The organism is Azospirillum himalayense (genome assembly GCF_042657465.1).
Classification (GTDB): domain Bacteria; phylum Pseudomonadota; class Alphaproteobacteria; order Azospirillales; family Azospirillaceae; genus Azospirillum; species Azospirillum himalayense.
In genome coordinates this window covers 244,186-259,162 of record NZ_JBHSLC010000004.1, presented here as the reverse complement: position 1 = coordinate 259,162, position 14,977 = coordinate 244,186, and the positions used below count along the sequence as shown (strand labels likewise).

Genomic DNA, 14,977 nt, shown 5'->3' with positions numbered 1-14,977 from the left:
GGTCACGAAATTTCAGAATTATTCCAATTGGTTGGCGCATTCCTCCCGGGACGCTTCCCCGGCGCGTTCAGGACGGCCATGCTGGGCGCCGACCGTCCTGAAGGGGAACCACGCCGATGACACCGCCGACCTTCGCCTCCCTGCGCAACGCCCTGCTCGCCTTGGCCGTCGCTTTTCCTGCCGGTGCCGTCCTGGCCCCCGCGGCGCCGGCCCTGGCGGAGGTGCCGGGCCAGCAGCGGACCCAGGCGCCGGGCTTCTACCGCATGGCCATCGGCGACTTCGAGGTCACCGCGCTGTATGACGGCTTCATCGACCTCGACCGCAAGATCCTCAGCGGCGCCAGCGCCGACGACATCCAGGGCCTGCTCGCCCGGATGTTCCTCGCCGACACGCCGAGCGTCCAGACGGCGGTGAACGCCTATCTGGTGCACACCGGAGCGAACCTCGTCCTGGTGGACACCGGGACGGCCAAGGCTTTCGGTCCGGCGCTGGGCTTCATCGCCGACAACATCCGCGCCGCCGGCTACAACCCGGAGCAGGTCGACACGGTTCTGCTGACCCACCTGCATCCGGACCATGCCAACGGCCTGCTGCGTCCGGACGGCGCCATGCTGTTCCCCAACGCCACGGTCCATGTCGCCAAGGCCGACGCCGATTTCTGGCTGAGCGAAGAGGTGGCGGCCAAGGCCCCGGCGGACAGCCAGCCCTTCTTCGCCATGGCCCGCGCGGCGGTGGCACCCTACGCGGCAGCCGGCAAGCTGAAGCCCTACCAGCCCGGCGACAGCCTCGTGCCGGGCGTGGAGTCGGTGGCGGCCTACGGTCACACGCCCGGCCACAGCGGCTATCTGTTCACGTCGGGGGAGCGCAGCATCCTGATGTGGGGCGACGTCGTGCACAGCCACTCCGTGCAGTTCGCCCGTCCGGAGGTCGTCATCGAGTTCGACGCCGACAAGGAGCAGGCCATCGCGTCCCGGAAGAAGATCTTCGCCGACGCCGCGGCGCAGAAGCTGTGGGTGGCCGGCGCCCATCTGCCTTTCCCCGGCATCGGCCATGTCCGCACCGAAGGCAAGGGCTACGCCTGGGTCCCGGTGGAGTTCGGCCCGATCCGCGCCGACCGCTGAGGATCGATCGTGATCGCCACGCTCAGTTTCGGGGCGTGGCGGTCACACCGAGGCGGGCGAGTTCCTCGACGATCATCGTCACCATCCGCGGGATCACCGCCTCGATCTCCGGCGACATCATCAGGCCGGTGCCGAGCGCCATCGGCACGCAGCCGACCACCGTCACGGTCTCCGGCGCCTCGTCCTGCAGCCGCAGCGAGGCCAGCAGATCGCTGAGGCCGAGCTGGTGGGGCGACAGCTTGCCCTTGAAATAGGCCGGAACCTCGTCGCCGCGCAGCACGGTCAGGCTGGCCGGCGGCGCGCCGGTCTTCACCGCGTCCACGGCGATCAGATGCTTGTGGCTGGCAATCAGGTCCAGCATGTCCATGCCGCAGGTTCCGCCATCCACCACGCTGACGTGATCGGGCACGCTCCAGGCGGCGTCGAACGCCTCCATGGCGCGCACGCCCACCCCTTCGTCCATCAGGAGGATGTTGCCGAGGCCGAGGACGAGGATGGACATGGGACGCGCGCTCCGTTCGACGATTTTGAAACAGAAGGGATTTTGAAACAGCAGGATGAAACGGGTCCGGCGCCGGGCGCCGTGAACTGGATCAATCGACCGGCGTGGGGGACGCGAAAAGCCCCTCCTCCGCGGGGAGGAGGGGCTTTCGGCCGGTCAGGCGGTGGCGGTCAGACGACCTTCACCTGATAGTGCGACTTCGTTTCCGTGTCGGTCAGGTGCACGGCGCAGGCCAGGCACGGGTCGAAGCTGTGCAGGGTGCGGATGATCTCCAGCGGCTGGTCGGCCACCGCCACCGGGTTGTCGATCAGGGCCGCCTCATAGGCCGAGATGTTCCCGTCCTCGTCGCGCGGGCCGGCGTTCCAGGTGGTCGGCACGACCGCCTGGTAGTTCTTGATCTTGCCGTTCTCGATCACGACCCAGTGCGAGAGCATGCCGCGCGGCGCCTCGTGGAAGCCGAAGCCGCGGATCTCGCCCTTCGGGAACACCGGCTTGTTGAAGGTCTTGGTGTCGCCCTTCGCGATGTTCTCCATCAGCAGTTTCCACTGGTTCTGCAACTCCTCGTGCAGGACCACGCAGCGCACCGCGCGGGCGGCGTGGCGGCCGATGGTGGAGTGCAGCGCGTCGACGCCGACCTTGCTGCCGAGGTGGCCCGACACCGCGTCGAGCACCGCGTTGACCCAGAACTGCGTGCGCTGGTGGCCCGACGCGTACATGCCCAGCACGTTGGCCAGCGGGCCGACCTGGGCGCGCTTGTCGTAGAAGGTCGGCGACTTGATCCAGCTGTACTTGCCGTCGTCCTGCCAGTCGGTGAAGTTCGGGATCGTCTCGCCGTCATAGGGGTGCAGGGGACCCTTGCCGCCCTGGTACCAGGAATGCTTCACGCTCTCCTTCACGCCCTTCTCGAAGTAGGGGTCGTGGAAGTCCTTGATCGGGGTGAACTTGGTGAGGTCGCCGCCGTCGATGTAGCCGGCGGGCAGGGCGAAGGTGGTGCCCTTGGTGTCCAGCGGCATGTCCGGGATGGACAGGTAATTCACCACGCCGCGGCCATACTGCGTCCAGTCGGCGTAGAAGGCTCCGATGGCCGCCACATCGGGGATGTAGACCTGGGTGATGAAGTCGCCCACCTCGTCGATCAGCTGCTTGATGTACATCAGCTTTTCGAGGGTCAGGGTGGACTGGCTGTCCATGTTGATCGGGTTGGTGACGCCGCCCACCGCCATGTTCTGGATGTGCGGGGTCTTGGAGCCGAGGATCGCCACCACCTTGTTCATGCGCCGCTGGTAGTCGAGCGCCTGGAGGTAGTGGGACGCCGCCATCAGGTTGGCTTCCGGCGTCAGCTTCATCGCCGGATGGCCCCAGTAGCCCGAGCCGAAGATGCCGAGCTGGCCGGAGTTGATGAAGGCCTGCAGCTTCTTCTGCGCGGTGGCGAATTCCTGCGTGCTGTTCTTCGGCCAGCCGGAGATCGACTGGGCCAGCTTCGCGGTCGCCGCCGGATCGGCCTTCAGCGCCGAGACGATGTCGACGAAGTCGAGCGCGGACAGGTGATAGAAATGGACGATGTGATCGTGGACGTTGTGGGCGCCCTGGATCATGTTGCGGATGTACTGGGCGTTGAGCGGCACCTCCAGCTTCAGCGCGTTCTCCACCGCGCGGACGGAGGTGATGGCGTGCACCGTGGTGCAGACGCCGCAGATGCGCTGGGCGAAGACCCAGGCGTCGCGCGGGTCTTTGCCCTGAAGGATCAGCTCGATGCCGCGCCACATCTGGCCCGACGCCCAGGCGTTGGTGACCTTGCCGCCGTCCACTTCACAATCGACCCGCAGGTGACCCTCGATGCGGGTGACCGGATCTACAACAACTCGCTGAGCCATAATGAAACTCTCCTAAACTCAGCCGTGCTCGGGATGGACGGCGTGCATGACGGGCAGCTTCTTCACGAAGAGGAGATACAGCGCGATCTCCAGCGCGAAGACGCCGACGGTGACCATGATTTCCTTGACCGAGGGGAAGTAGTGCCAAGGACCGACCGCTGGCGTGAAGCCGATGAGATAGACGTTCAGGCGGTAGAGGATGCCCGCCGCCAGCAGAAGCGAGGCCGACAGGAACAGCGCCCGCGACCGGTTGCGGTTGGCCTTTGGGATCAGCAGCGCGAGGCCGGAGATCATCAGGACCATCTCCACCACGAACCAGCCGGACTGCGGCCCGCCGAAGATCTGGCCGATCTGGCCACGCACGATCAGGTCGACGAAGCGCAGCACGACGAACAGCGAGGCGACGACCAGCATCAGCCCCGCCAGCTTCGACAGCACCGGCGTCTCCATCGGGCGGCGGAAGTTCAGCGAGGCCATGACCGATTCCCAGACCACGATGGCGAAGCCCATCAGGATGGCGGTCAGCAGGAAGAAGACCGGCAGCATCTGCGACTGCCACAGCGGCGACAGCTTGTGCCCGACGATGACCATCATGGTGCCGAGCGACGATTGGTGCATCGTCGGCAGCAGGACGCCCAGCGCGATGAAGACCCACAGCACCCGGTTCAGCTTGGCGCGCAGCCCCTCGATGCCGAAGCGCTCCAGGAAGGCCGGGGCGAACTCCACCACCAGCACCAGCGTGTAGGTCGCCACGCACAGGCCGACCTCCAGCATCACGGAGTTGGGCTGCGCATACCACGGCAGCATCATGTGATAGAAGTTCCAGTAGCGGCCGAGGTCGACCAGCACCGCCAGACCGGCGAGGCCGTAGCCGAACAGGCTCGCCAGCACCGCCGGACGGACCAGCGGGTGGTACTCGCCGCGGTTCAGGATGTAGCAGAGCAGCGCGATGACGTAGCCGGCGCAGCCGAAGGCCGATCCGATCACCACGTCGATGGCCACCCAGATGCCCCAGGGATAGCCGTCGTTCAGGTTCGACGCGGCGGCCAGACCCTGCGTGTAGCGCTGGAACAGGATGACGCCGGCGAGGGCGACCAGCGCGGCGCAGATCAAGAAGGGAAGGGTGAGGACCCTACCGCCGAGCGGTTGATGCTCATGAGCTTGCGAAGACATGGCGTGGCCCCCTCACTCGTCGGTGTGGTTCTTGGTGTTGCGGTGCGCCAGATAGGCGAGACCGGCGAACACCGTGGCGGGGGCGATCATGCCCGCGTAGAGCGTGTGCTGGATGCCTTCCGACAGGGTCGGATAGCCGTTCTCCGGCACGTTGGTGGGCAGGTTCAGCTTGTCGAACGGCACGGCGGACACCGCCAGGCACTGGGTGCCGCCCAGTTCCTTCTCGCCGTAGATGTGCGGCTGGTAGGCCGCCTCGACCAGCTTCTCATGGCCGTCGCGCGGGCCGCCGACCTTGCCGGCGATGTCGCCGCGCGGGTAGTGCGCGTGTTCGCCCACCGTCAGCGCGGTGCGGCGCTTGGCCTCCGCCTTGAGGTCCTCCGTGCGGCCGAACAGCGTCGCCCCGGTGGGGCAGACGTCGGCGCAGCCCGGAAGCTCGTTCTTGGCGAGCTGCTGCTTGCAGAGCTGGCACTTTTTGATCTCGCCGAAGGCGTCGTTGTAATCGTACTTCGGCACGCCGAACGGGCAGGACAGCACGCAGTAGCGGCAGCCGATGCAGGCGCTCGGGTCGTGGTTGACGATGCCGGTCCTGGCATCCTTGGTCATCGCCGACACCGGGCAGACCGACACGCAGGACGGATCGGCGCAGTGCAGGCACTGCCGCTTGATGAAGGCGAAGCCGTTCTCCGCCGCGTCCTTGGTGGCGCCGGTGCCGTGGCTGTAGGCCTTGATGACGTTCAGCGTCCTGGCCGACAGCTCCACCGGGCTGTCGTAGATCGGCTTGTCGCCGCCCCCCGCGTTCCAGCCCTGCTGGGCCGGGCCGACATCGGGCGGCATGTGGTTGACCTCCTTGCAGGCGGTCACGCAGGCCTTGCAGCCGATGCACAGCGTGCTGTCGTAGAGCAGGCCGACTGCCTCGGGCGGCAGAGGCTTGGGCGGGCGGACCAGCGCGTTGGCCTCCGGCGGGGCGGCGACCACGGTGGTGCAGGCCGCCGCCGCGGCCGCGGCGCTGCCCTTGACCGCGTTGCGCAGGAAGCCGCGCCGTGAGACCGATGTCTTGCTTTTCGACATCTTGTTCGTCGACATCATGTTTTTCGACATGGCGTCACCTCACTCGGCGGCGGTGGAGGAGGATTCGGTCTTCGCGTCCTGCTTGCCGAGCCGGCTGGAGATGACGGCGCCGGCGCCGACCGCCGCGCCGGCGATGCCGGCGACCACCGCTGCGGCCCCGGCCGACATGCCCTCGCCCTTCTCGACGGCGACCGCCGGGTAGGTGTTCGGCGGGGCCACCGACTTCAGCGAGGCCAGCTCATGGATGCTCTTGGTGAAGCCGACGCCCTTCTCGGTGCAGCCGAAGCAGGGATGGCCGGTGCCCACCGGCCAGGTACCCTGGCCGACGTCGTTGAAGCCGATGGACGGACAGTTCGCGTAGGTCTCCGGACCCTTGCAGCCGAGCTTGTAGAGACAGTAGCCCTGGCGGTGGCCGTAGTCGCCGAACTCCATGGCGAACCGCCCGGCGTCGAAATGCGGGCGGCGCTCGCAGTTCTCGTGGATCAGCCGGCCGAAGGCGAACTTCGGGCGCATCTTGTCGTCCAGCTCCGGCAGCTTGCCGAAGGCGACGAAATGCAGCACCAGCGAGAGGAAGTTGTAGGGGTTCGGCGGGCAGCCGGGGACGGAGACGACCGGCTTGTCCTTGATGATCTCGTTCAGGCCGACGGCGCCCGTGGGATTGACGCCGGTCGACGGCCAGCCGCCCCAGGAGGAGCAGGAGCCCATGGAGATCACGGCGGCCGCACCCTTGGCGCACTCCAGCACGGCGTCCTTGTAGGTCTTGCCGGCGACCTTGCAGTAGACGCCCCCGTCCTTCGTCGGGATGGAGCCGTCGGTGACCATCAGGTACTTGCCCCAATTGTCCTTCATCGCCTGCTGCTTCCAGTTCTCGGCCTGGTGGCCGGAGCCGGTCATCAGCGTCTCGTTGTAGTCCAGCGAGATGGTGTCGAGGATCAGCGTCTCGAGCGACGGGTGGTGGGTGCGCAGCAGCGATTCGGTGCAGCCGGTGCAGGCCTGTCCCGACAGCCAGATCACCGTCGGGCGCGGCGCGGCCACGGCGGCGTTGGCGATCTTCACGCCGAAGGCGGGGGACAGGCCCAGCGTGGCGGCCACGCCCGTGCAGTAGGCGAGGAATTCCCGGCGGGACAGGCCGGCCAGCGCACCCTCATACTCGTCGAGATCGCCGATGTGCTCGGCGTCGAGATCCACATGTCCGTCGGGCATGATTTCCCCCAAAGACCCTTTCGCATTGATCCGCTGGCCGCCCGGTTGCCGGACGCCGGATGCGCAGCACGCCACGGCGCGTCCTGGGAAACCCGAGGCGGGAAACCCACGGCGCGGCGTAATCCCTATCGATTGTAGGGGTATTTGGGCGCGAAACGCTCGCCGGCATTGCACCAGTTTCGATGCGGGCGCGGCATTGATCTACATCAAATGGGGTATCTGGCGGGTAAGCTTCGAACGCTCGGGGCGCATCAGTGGAAAGGATGCGTCGGGAAAGGCCTCCTCCCCGGCATAAAGTCCGGGGAGGAGGGGGAGAGGATCAGACCGCCTTCATCTGGCGGGTGAAGTCGTCCACGTCGCTCTGCAGGGTGCGCGCGTGGACCGACAGGCCCTTGGCGGCGCTCAGCAGGCCGCCGGCGGCCTCGCCGGTGTGGTCGGCCGACTGCGACACGCCGGAGATGGTCGAGGAGACCTCCTGCGTGCCGATGGCGGCCTCCTGCACGTTGCGGGCGATTTCCTGGGTGGCCGAGCCCTGTTGCTCCACCGCGGCGGCGACGTTGGTGCTGATGTCGCTGATCCGCTCGATGGTGCCGACGATGCCGCTGATCGCGCCGACCGCCTGCTGGGTCTCGCTCTGGATGGCGACGATCTGGGCGGAGATCTCCTCGGTGGCGCGGGCGGTCTGGTTGGCGAGGCTCTTCACCTCCTGGGCCACCACGGCGAAGCCCTTGCCAGCCTCGCCGGCGCGGGCCGCCTCGATGGTCGCGTTCAGCGCCAGCAGGTTGGTCTGGCTGGCGATCTCGGTGATGAGGTTGACCACCGCGCCGATCTTCTCCGCCGCCTGGGCGAGGCCTTGGATGGTGCTGTTGGTGCGCTGGGCCTCGCGCTCCGCCTCGCTGGCGATGCGGGCGGCCTCGCCGAGGCGCTGGCTGATCGAGCCGATGGAGGTGGACAGCTCCTCGGTCGCCGCGGCCACGGTCTGGACATTGCTGGTGGCCTGCTCCGCCGCGGCGGCGACGGTCGAGCTGCGGCGGGAGGCGTCGGCGGCGGAATGGGTCAGCGATTCGGCGCTGCTGCGGATGCTGTCGGCCTCCCCGTTCAGAGTGCGGCACAGCCCCTCGATCTTCTGGGTGAAGCCGTGGGTCAGGGCTTCCAGTTGTTCCTGCCGCTGGCGGCGCACGTCGATCTCGCGGCGCTCCTGTTCGGCCAGATCGTTGGCGCGGCGCAGACCGTCGCGGAAGACCAGCACGGCCTCGGCCATGTCGCCGACCTCGTCGCCCTGGCCGGTGCCGGGCACCTCGGCTCCGGTGTTGCCGGCGGCGATGGTCTTCATCGCGGCGGTCATGCGGGCGATGGGGCGCGCGATCATGTCGCGGGCGACCAGAACCGCCAGCAGGATGCCGAAGAGCACGCCGCCGACGCCGATGGCGAGCATCAGCGTGGTCCAGTGACTCCGGGCCGACTCCAACTCGTCGTGCAGGCGGTCGATCATGCCGTCCTGACTGGCGCTGAGCGCCTGGATCGCGGCGTTGAGCGCCTGGCGGTTGCCGCGGTTGGCGTCGTTGTCGCCGTAGGTCCGGGCTTCGGCCGGCCCCTTCTCGCGGGCGATGCGCACCAGCTCCGTGCGGAAGCGGATGAACTCCTCGGCCTTCGCCGTCACCGGGGCCAGCGTGGCCTGCCCCTCCGCCGGGGTGAGGCGCTTCAGGGTGCCGAGCCGCTCACCGAGGCTGTTCAGGCTGTCCAGCAGGGGCTTGCCGAACTTGTCCACCTCGGCCCGGTCGCGGGCCATGTAGACGCCGCGCGAATCCATGACGACGGCCAGGACGAGGCCGTTGAGCTGCTCGCCCAGCACCTGCCGGTCCGACGCCCGCTCGATGGCCTCGGACTTGCCGGACAGATCCTGCATGGCGGCGAGTCCCATCAGGCCGGTCACCGCGGCCACCGCCGCCTGCAGCCCCACGAGAAGATAGACCTTCGGCCCGATCTTTAGATTCCTAAGCGCTTTCAACATGCTGGACGTCCCCATTACGGCGGTCTTGGGCCGCCTCTGTGCATGACGATAATGAGGAGCCTATTGGTTTCCGAAGCGTTAAATCCTTCTATGACACGTTGCCGCGTCACCATTGGGTCGGAACTAGACGAAGCGCATATTGTTTTTTGAGCGAACTATTATCCCGGGAATAGTTGAGAGACCAGTCCTGTTTATCTTCTTAGGGATGCAGCGCGACAGAGCAGGCTGGTGGATCATGAAACCCATCACAGCCATCATCGGGAAAACCGCTCAATCCTTCATTGTCGTTCTTCTGCTTGTGCTGACGGCTTGCGGAGACGACGACGGAACCCGTGGGGCGGGTTACGCCATCGGCTATGGCGGAAGCGGGCCTGTCTACACGCTGGGCCTTGGTCTTCCCGCTTACCGGCTGGAGCCGCGCACCTACTGGAACTATCCGGACTACCGCGGCACCGGGCCGGTGACCAAGCTGGCGCGTCGCCCGGGTGACTGACCGTGCGGCTTGACGTTACGGAAAATCCGATTGAAGGGTCCCGCCCGGCCATTTACCTAAAGAAGAATTGGAAACGGGCAGGACGAGGCGAAGCGATGGCGGTCACCCGGGACGATCTGAAGACGCGCATTGGCCAGGCCTTGGGCGAGACGAAGGCCGACCTGGTCATCAAGAACACCCGTTTCCTGAACGTCGTCACCGGCGAGACCGCCGCGGGCGACATCGCCCTTTGCGGCGACCGGATCGTCGGCACCTACGAGTCCTACGACGGGGTGGAGGAGATCGACGGGCGCGGGCTGACCGTCGTTCCGGGCTTCATCGACACCCACGTCCATTGCGAATCCACCTGCGTCACGCCGATGGAGTTCGACCGCTGCGTCCTGCCGCGCGGCACCACCACGGCCATCTGCGACCCGCACGAGATCTGCAACGTGCTGGGCGAGAAGGGGCTGCGCTATTTCCTGGACTGCGCCGAGGGCACGGCACTGGACCTGCGTGTGCAGCTCTCCTCCTGCGTGCCGGCGACGGAGCTGGAGACCTCCGGCGCGCGGCTGGAGGCGGCGGACCTGCTGCGCCACAAGGACCACCCGAAGGTGCTGGGGCTGGCCGAGTTCATGAACTTTCCCGGCGTCTTCCACAAGGTGGACGGGGTTCTCGACAAGCTGGCCGCCTTCGACGGGCGTCACATCGACGGCCACGCCCCTCTGCTCAGCGGGCGGGAGCTGAACGCCTATCTCTCCTGCGGCATCCGCAACTGCCACGAGACGACCAGCGCGCCGGAGGCGATGGAGAAGCTGCGCAAGGGCATGCAGGTGCTGATCCGCGACGGGTCGGTGTCGAAGGACGTGCACGCGCTGGCCCCGGTGATCCAGCCGGAAACCTCGCCCTTCCTGGGCTTCTGCACGGACGACCGCAACCCCCTCGACATCGCCGAGGAGGGGCACATGGACCATCTGATCCGCAGCGCGATCCGGCTCGGCGCGCCGGTGGCCCATGTCTACCGCGCCGCCACATGGTCGGCGGCGCGCGGCTTCGGCCTGTTCGACCGGGGGCTGGTCGCTCCGGGGCAGCGCGCCGACCTCGTCCTGCTGGACGATCTGGAGGACTGCGCGGTCAACCGGGTCATCCGCAACGGGCGGGTGGTGACGCCGGAGACCTTCGCCGGGCGCCCGGCGGTCAGCCCGGTGGGGCTGCGCTCGGTCAAGCTCCACCCCGTGACGGCGGAGGACTTCGCGGTGCCGGCCCGCGGCTCCGTCCAGTCGGTGATCGGCGTTCTGCCCGGCAAGATCATCACCGCCCATCTGCGGCTGGAGGTGCCGGCCAGGGACGGCAAGCTGGTGGCCGAGCCGGACCGCGACATCCTGAAGATCTGCGTCTTCGCCCGCCACGGCACCAACCAGAATGTCGGGCGGGGCTTCGCCAGCGGCTTCCACCTCCGCGAGGGCGCGCTGGCCTCCTCGGTCGGGCACGACAGCCACAACATCTGCGTGGTCGGCGCGTCGGACGAGGACATGGCCATCGCCGTCAACCGCCTCATCGAGCTTCAGGGCGGCTTCGTCGCGGTGCGCAACGGCCATGTGGTCGGCGAACTGGCCCTGCCGCTGGCCGGGCTGATGAGCCTGGAGCCCTTCGAGACGGTGGAGCGTCATCTGCGCAGTCTGCGCGCCTCGGTGAAGGAGATGGGCTGCCCGCTGGCCGAGCCCTTCCTGCAGCTGGCCTTCCTGCCGCTGCCGGTGATCCCGCATCTGAAGATCACCGACCGCGGGCTGGTGGACGTCGACAAATTCACGCTGGTGGAGGCTTGAGCCCGGCAATTCCTGCCGGACGGGGTGCGGATCTTGCCGGCCCCTTCGGCGGGAGCCCTAGCTCAACCCTTTGAAAATCATCGAAAGCCTTTTGGCCCGCCGTCTGCAAGGGGCCGCCCGACGAACGCGAAGAATGCCGGTCGGAGGGGCGTGCCATGGTTGGAATGAGCGACATCAGCGGCTTGGCGCAGAGCATCCAGACGTCCATCGACGCGGCGATGAAGCGTGTCCAGGAGCAGGCCAAGCAGGCGACCGACGCCAAGCCCAGCGGCAATGTCCAGGAGTATGAGCAGACCGTCCGCAAGTCGGCCCTGAACGCCGCGCCCTTCGCCACCAACGTCGGCACGCTGATCAAGGACACCAGCCGCCTCAACGTGCTCAGCACGCTGGCCGCCAACGACCCGGCGGACTTCTACAAATTCAACCTGGCGACGCCCGGCGAGGTCGCCCTCGGCCGCGTCGGCGACACCGGCGTGCGCGTCCAGCTGATGGACAAGCAGGGCAAGATCATCGCCGACAGCAACAGCGAGGCCGGCGGCACCTACGACGCGTACAAGAAGTTCGAGGCGGGCACCCTGTCGCTCGACCGCGGCGACTACACGCTGCGCGTCTCCCGCGACAAGGGCGTGGCGGCCAAGGAGGAGAAGAACTACGGCCTCCAACTCCGCATGGGCGACTACAGCAAGGACTACGACACCATCGCCAAGCAGCCGGCCAAGGGCGACAACCCGCTCCAGCAGACGCCGCAGCTTCAGCGCCTGACCTCCCTGCTGACCGGTGGCACGACGACCAGTTCCGGGGCGCTGGGCATTCTCACCGGGGGAAGCGGCGGCTACAGCGGGCGCGGGTCCCTGCTGAACGGGCTTTTCTGAGGCGCGGCGGGGCGGCGGCGGCTACACTGCCGGTCCGCCGCTGCCGGAGACCACGCCGCCATGACCCCTGAAGAGCTGTTCCGCGCTCTCGCCGACCACGTCGCGGAGCATCAGGGAAAGGCCGGCCAGCAGGATTTCTTCCGCGCGATCCACCGGCAGGCCCTGAAGGGGATGGGTCTGGTCAACGACGCCGACATCCAGACGTCGGGCGAGGCCGGAGTCCTCCGCTACATCCAGGGCGAACTGAAGCGGCGCGGCGTCGCGGACTCCGAAGCCGTGATTTTCGACGTCGGCGCCAACGTCGGTGTCTACACGGCGGCGGCACTCGACCGCTTTTCCGCCGCGACCGTCTGGTCCTTCGAGCCGTCGCCGACGGCGTTCCGCGCGCTGCAGGAGACGGCCGCGCGTTACCCCGGCCGTTGCCGTCCCGTCAACCTCGGCCTGTCCGACCGGGCCGGCGCGGCCACTCTGCACAGCGACCGGCCCGGTTCGACCCTGGCCTCCCTCCACGATCGTGCGATCCGGGAGTTTCGGGAGGGCGGGAGCGGCGAGACCGTTCGTCTGGCGACCCTGGACGGGTTCTGCGCGGAGACCGGCATCGACCGCATCCATTTCCTCAAGATCGACGTGGAGGGCCACGAGATCGCCGTTCTGGACGGGGCGCGCGGCCTGTTGGACCGGCGCGCCATCGACTTCATCCAGTTCGAGTTCGGCGGCTGCAACCTCGATTCCCGGACCTTCCTGCGCGACTTCTGGAACCGGCTGGACGGCTTCGCCGTCTGCAAGATCGTCAAGGACGGGCTGTACCGGCTGTCCGGCTATTCCGAGTTCGACGAAATCTTCGCGTACCAGAACTTCCTGGCCATCCGCCAGTAGGGCCTCAGGCCGCGAGGCGCAGCGACGCGGCGCCGAGCACGATGACCACGCCGGAGGCCAGACGCACCGGACCGACCCGCTCCTTGAGCACCAGGGCGGCCAACGCCATGGCGAACAGGATCGAGGTTTCGCGCAGCGCCGCCACCACCGCGACCGGCGCCAGGGTCATCGCCCAGAGCGCGAGCCCGTAGGAGGCGATGCTGGCCGCCCCGCCGGCCAGCGCGACCATCCAGCGCCGGCGGGCGTGGCTCAGGAAGCCGCGGGCGTCGCTCAGCAGCGCCCCGCCCACCATGGGCACGCTCAACAGCAGGAAGCACCACAGCGTGTAGCCGGCCGGCGCGCCGGACAGCCGCACGCCGATGCCGTCCACCACCGTGTAGGCGGCGATCACCAGGGCGTTGGCGAGCGCGCAGGCGTTGCCCCGCCACGACCCCGACGGGCCCGATCCCCGCCCCAGCAGGGTCAACCCGAGGATGCCGCCGCAGACCAGCACCGTCCCCGCCCAGGCGCCGGCGGACAGACCTTTGCCCAGCAGCACGCCGCTGCACAGCGCCACGAGCAGCGGCGGTGTGCCGCGCATCAGGGGATAGGCGTGGCTCATCGCCCCCTCGCGATAGGCGGCGGCGAGAAGACGGAAATAGGCGACGTGCAGCACCGCCGTCACACAGAGGTAAGGTGCGCTGGCGAGCGATGGCGACGGAAGGACGGGGAGCAGCAGCAGCGCGATGAAGGCGGACCCGGCGACCACCAGGACCGCATCGGACGCGCTGCCGCCGCCGGCCTTCAGCGCGGTGTTCCAGCCGGCATGGAGAAGGGCGCCGGCCAGGACGGCGAGAAGGGCTTCGGTGGGCAAAACGGGGGCCGTGGTTGGGAAGGGGACGACGCGGACGGAGGGACGGCATGCGGCCGGCCGAATGGCAGGATACACGCACAGGTCCGGTGTCCGACAGTCCGATTGCCCAGCCCGATTGCCCGGGCCGATTGCCCGGCGGCGTTCTTTGCGTTAAGCGTTCGCCATGTCGACCGATAGCTTCCCGCCCCAGAGTCTCCCGGCCGCCGCGGCGTCAGTCCCGGCCGCCGTCCGCCGCGCCACCGCCATTGGCGGGCTGGCCATATTGATGTGGTCCACGCTGGCGCTGCTGACGGCGCTGTCGGGGACCATTCCACCGTTCCAACTCGTCGCGATGTCCTTCGGCGTCGCCTTCATCGTCGGGACGGCGGCGGGGGCCGCGCGGGGCAAGGACGTGATCGGCGTGCTGCGCCAGCCATGGCGGGTCTGGCTACTCGGCGTCGCCGGGCTGTTCGGCTACCATTTCTTCTATTTCCTGGCCTTCCGCCTCGCTCCCGGCGCGGCGGTCGAGGTCAATCTGCTGAACTATCTCTGGCCGCTGCTGATCGTCCTGTTCTCCGCCCTGCTGCCGGGGGAGCGGCTGAAGCGCGGCCATGTGCTGGGCGCGCTGTGCGGGCTGGCCGGGACGGTGCTGATCGTGACCGGCGGCGCGCGGGGCCTGTCGCTCGACGCCGGGGACACGCCGGGCTATCTGTCGGCCATGGCCGCGGCGGTGCTCTGGGCATCCTATTCGGTGCTGTCGCGCCGCTTCGGCGACGTCCCGACCGAGGCGGTCGGCGGCTTCTGCCTCGCCACGGCGGTGCTGGCCGGGCTGTCTCACCTGCTGTTCGAAACCACCGTGGCGCCGTCCGGCGGCGAGTGGCTGGCGGTGCTCGCCATGGGGATCGGGCCGGTCGGCGCGGCCTTCTTCGTGTGGGACCATGGGGTGAAACGCGGCGACATCCGGGCGCTGGGCGTGCTGTCCTACGCCACGCCGCTGACTTCCACCCTGCTGCTGATCCTGTTCGGGCAGGCGGCTGGGGGCTGGACCGTCTGGGCGGCTTGTGCCCTGATCATGGGCGGCGCCGTGCTGGCCAGCCGGGACGTCCTGCGCGGCGACCGGTAGGGCGGCTGCCGGTCGCGAGGCGCC

Annotated in this window: 13 protein-coding genes; 6 read left to right on the top strand and 7 right to left on the bottom strand. The window is 68.1% G+C overall.

The genetic code is table 11. The features are described from left to right. Positions 1 to 116 precede the first annotated feature (116 nt). Positions 117 to 1,121 (top strand): MBL fold metallo-hydrolase, encoded by a 1,005-nt coding sequence (locus ACFPMG_RS03215; RefSeq protein ID WP_376993781.1) that lies wholly within the window; start codon positions 117 to 119, stop codon positions 1,119 to 1,121. Between the two features lie 22 nt (positions 1,122 to 1,143). Here ACFPMG_RS03215 and ACFPMG_RS03210 read toward each other — a convergent pair whose 3' ends face one another. The 6 genes from ACFPMG_RS03210 to ACFPMG_RS03185 form a co-directional block, all read right to left on the bottom strand. Continuing rightward, the gene (locus tag ACFPMG_RS03210; RefSeq protein ID WP_014198377.1) at positions 1,144 to 1,623 is read right to left on the bottom strand and encodes a HyaD/HybD family hydrogenase maturation endopeptidase; all 480 of its coding nucleotides are present in this window, start codon (positions 1,621 to 1,623) and stop codon (positions 1,144 to 1,146) included. A gap of 170 nt (positions 1,624 to 1,793) precedes the next feature. After that, positions 1,794 to 3,497 carry a nickel-dependent hydrogenase large subunit gene (locus tag ACFPMG_RS03205; protein WP_035678657.1) on the bottom strand — a complete coding sequence of 568 codons (1,704 nt, stop codon included), beginning with the start codon at positions 3,495 to 3,497 and terminating at the stop codon, positions 1,794 to 1,796. A gap of 18 nt (positions 3,498 to 3,515) precedes the next feature. After that, positions 3,516 to 4,670: a Ni/Fe-hydrogenase cytochrome b subunit gene (hybB, locus tag ACFPMG_RS03200; protein WP_376993780.1), complete on the bottom strand. Its 1,155-nt coding sequence runs from the start codon at positions 4,668 to 4,670 to the stop codon at positions 3,516 to 3,518. Between the two features lie 12 nt (positions 4,671 to 4,682). After that, positions 4,683 to 5,768, bottom strand: coding sequence for a hydrogenase 2 operon protein HybA (hybA, locus tag ACFPMG_RS03195; protein ID WP_376993779.1), 1,086 nt, complete (start codon positions 5,766 to 5,768; stop codon positions 4,683 to 4,685). A 9-nt stretch (positions 5,769 to 5,777) separates the two neighbouring features. Continuing rightward, a complete protein-coding gene (locus ACFPMG_RS03190) occupies positions 5,778 to 6,941 on the bottom strand; it encodes a hydrogenase small subunit (protein ID WP_200477383.1) in 1,164 nt (387 codons plus the stop codon). A 319-nt stretch (positions 6,942 to 7,260) separates the two neighbouring features. Next, positions 7,261 to 8,952 carry a methyl-accepting chemotaxis protein gene (locus ACFPMG_RS03185; RefSeq protein WP_376993778.1) on the bottom strand — a complete coding sequence of 564 codons (1,692 nt, stop codon included), beginning with the start codon at positions 8,950 to 8,952 and terminating at the stop codon, positions 7,261 to 7,263. A 235-nt stretch (positions 8,953 to 9,187) separates the two neighbouring features. Between ACFPMG_RS03185 and ACFPMG_RS03180 the strand changes: the two genes are divergently transcribed. The 4 genes from ACFPMG_RS03180 (at position 9,188) to ACFPMG_RS03165 (ending at position 12,998) form a co-directional block, all read left to right on the top strand. Next, a complete protein-coding gene (locus tag ACFPMG_RS03180) occupies positions 9,188 to 9,445 on the top strand; it encodes a hypothetical protein (RefSeq protein ID WP_376993777.1) in 258 nt (85 codons plus the stop codon). Between the two features lie 95 nt (positions 9,446 to 9,540). Continuing rightward, positions 9,541 to 11,250, top strand: coding sequence for an adenine deaminase (gene ade / locus ACFPMG_RS03175; protein ID WP_376993776.1), 1,710 nt, complete (start codon positions 9,541 to 9,543; stop codon positions 11,248 to 11,250). 155 nt (positions 11,251 to 11,405) lie between these two features. Then, positions 11,406 to 12,122, top strand: coding sequence for a hypothetical protein (locus ACFPMG_RS03170; RefSeq protein WP_376993775.1), 717 nt, complete (start codon positions 11,406 to 11,408; stop codon positions 12,120 to 12,122). Positions 12,123 to 12,182: 60 nt separating this feature from the next. Beyond that, positions 12,183 to 12,998 carry an FkbM family methyltransferase gene (locus tag ACFPMG_RS03165; RefSeq protein WP_376993774.1) on the top strand — a complete coding sequence of 272 codons (816 nt, stop codon included), beginning with the start codon at positions 12,183 to 12,185 and terminating at the stop codon, positions 12,996 to 12,998. 4 nt (positions 12,999 to 13,002) lie between these two features. Here the strand turns inward: ACFPMG_RS03165 and ACFPMG_RS03160 are convergent, their stop codons facing one another. Then, positions 13,003 to 13,851: an EamA family transporter gene (locus tag ACFPMG_RS03160; RefSeq protein ID WP_376993773.1), complete on the bottom strand. Its 849-nt coding sequence runs from the start codon at positions 13,849 to 13,851 to the stop codon at positions 13,003 to 13,005. 163 nt (positions 13,852 to 14,014) lie between these two features. Between ACFPMG_RS03160 and yddG the strand changes: the two genes are divergently transcribed. Beyond that, positions 14,015 to 14,953, top strand: a complete 939-nt coding sequence (gene yddG, locus ACFPMG_RS03155; protein WP_376993772.1) for an aromatic amino acid exporter YddG — start codon at positions 14,015 to 14,017, stop codon at positions 14,951 to 14,953. Positions 14,954 to 14,977 lie beyond the last annotated feature (24 nt).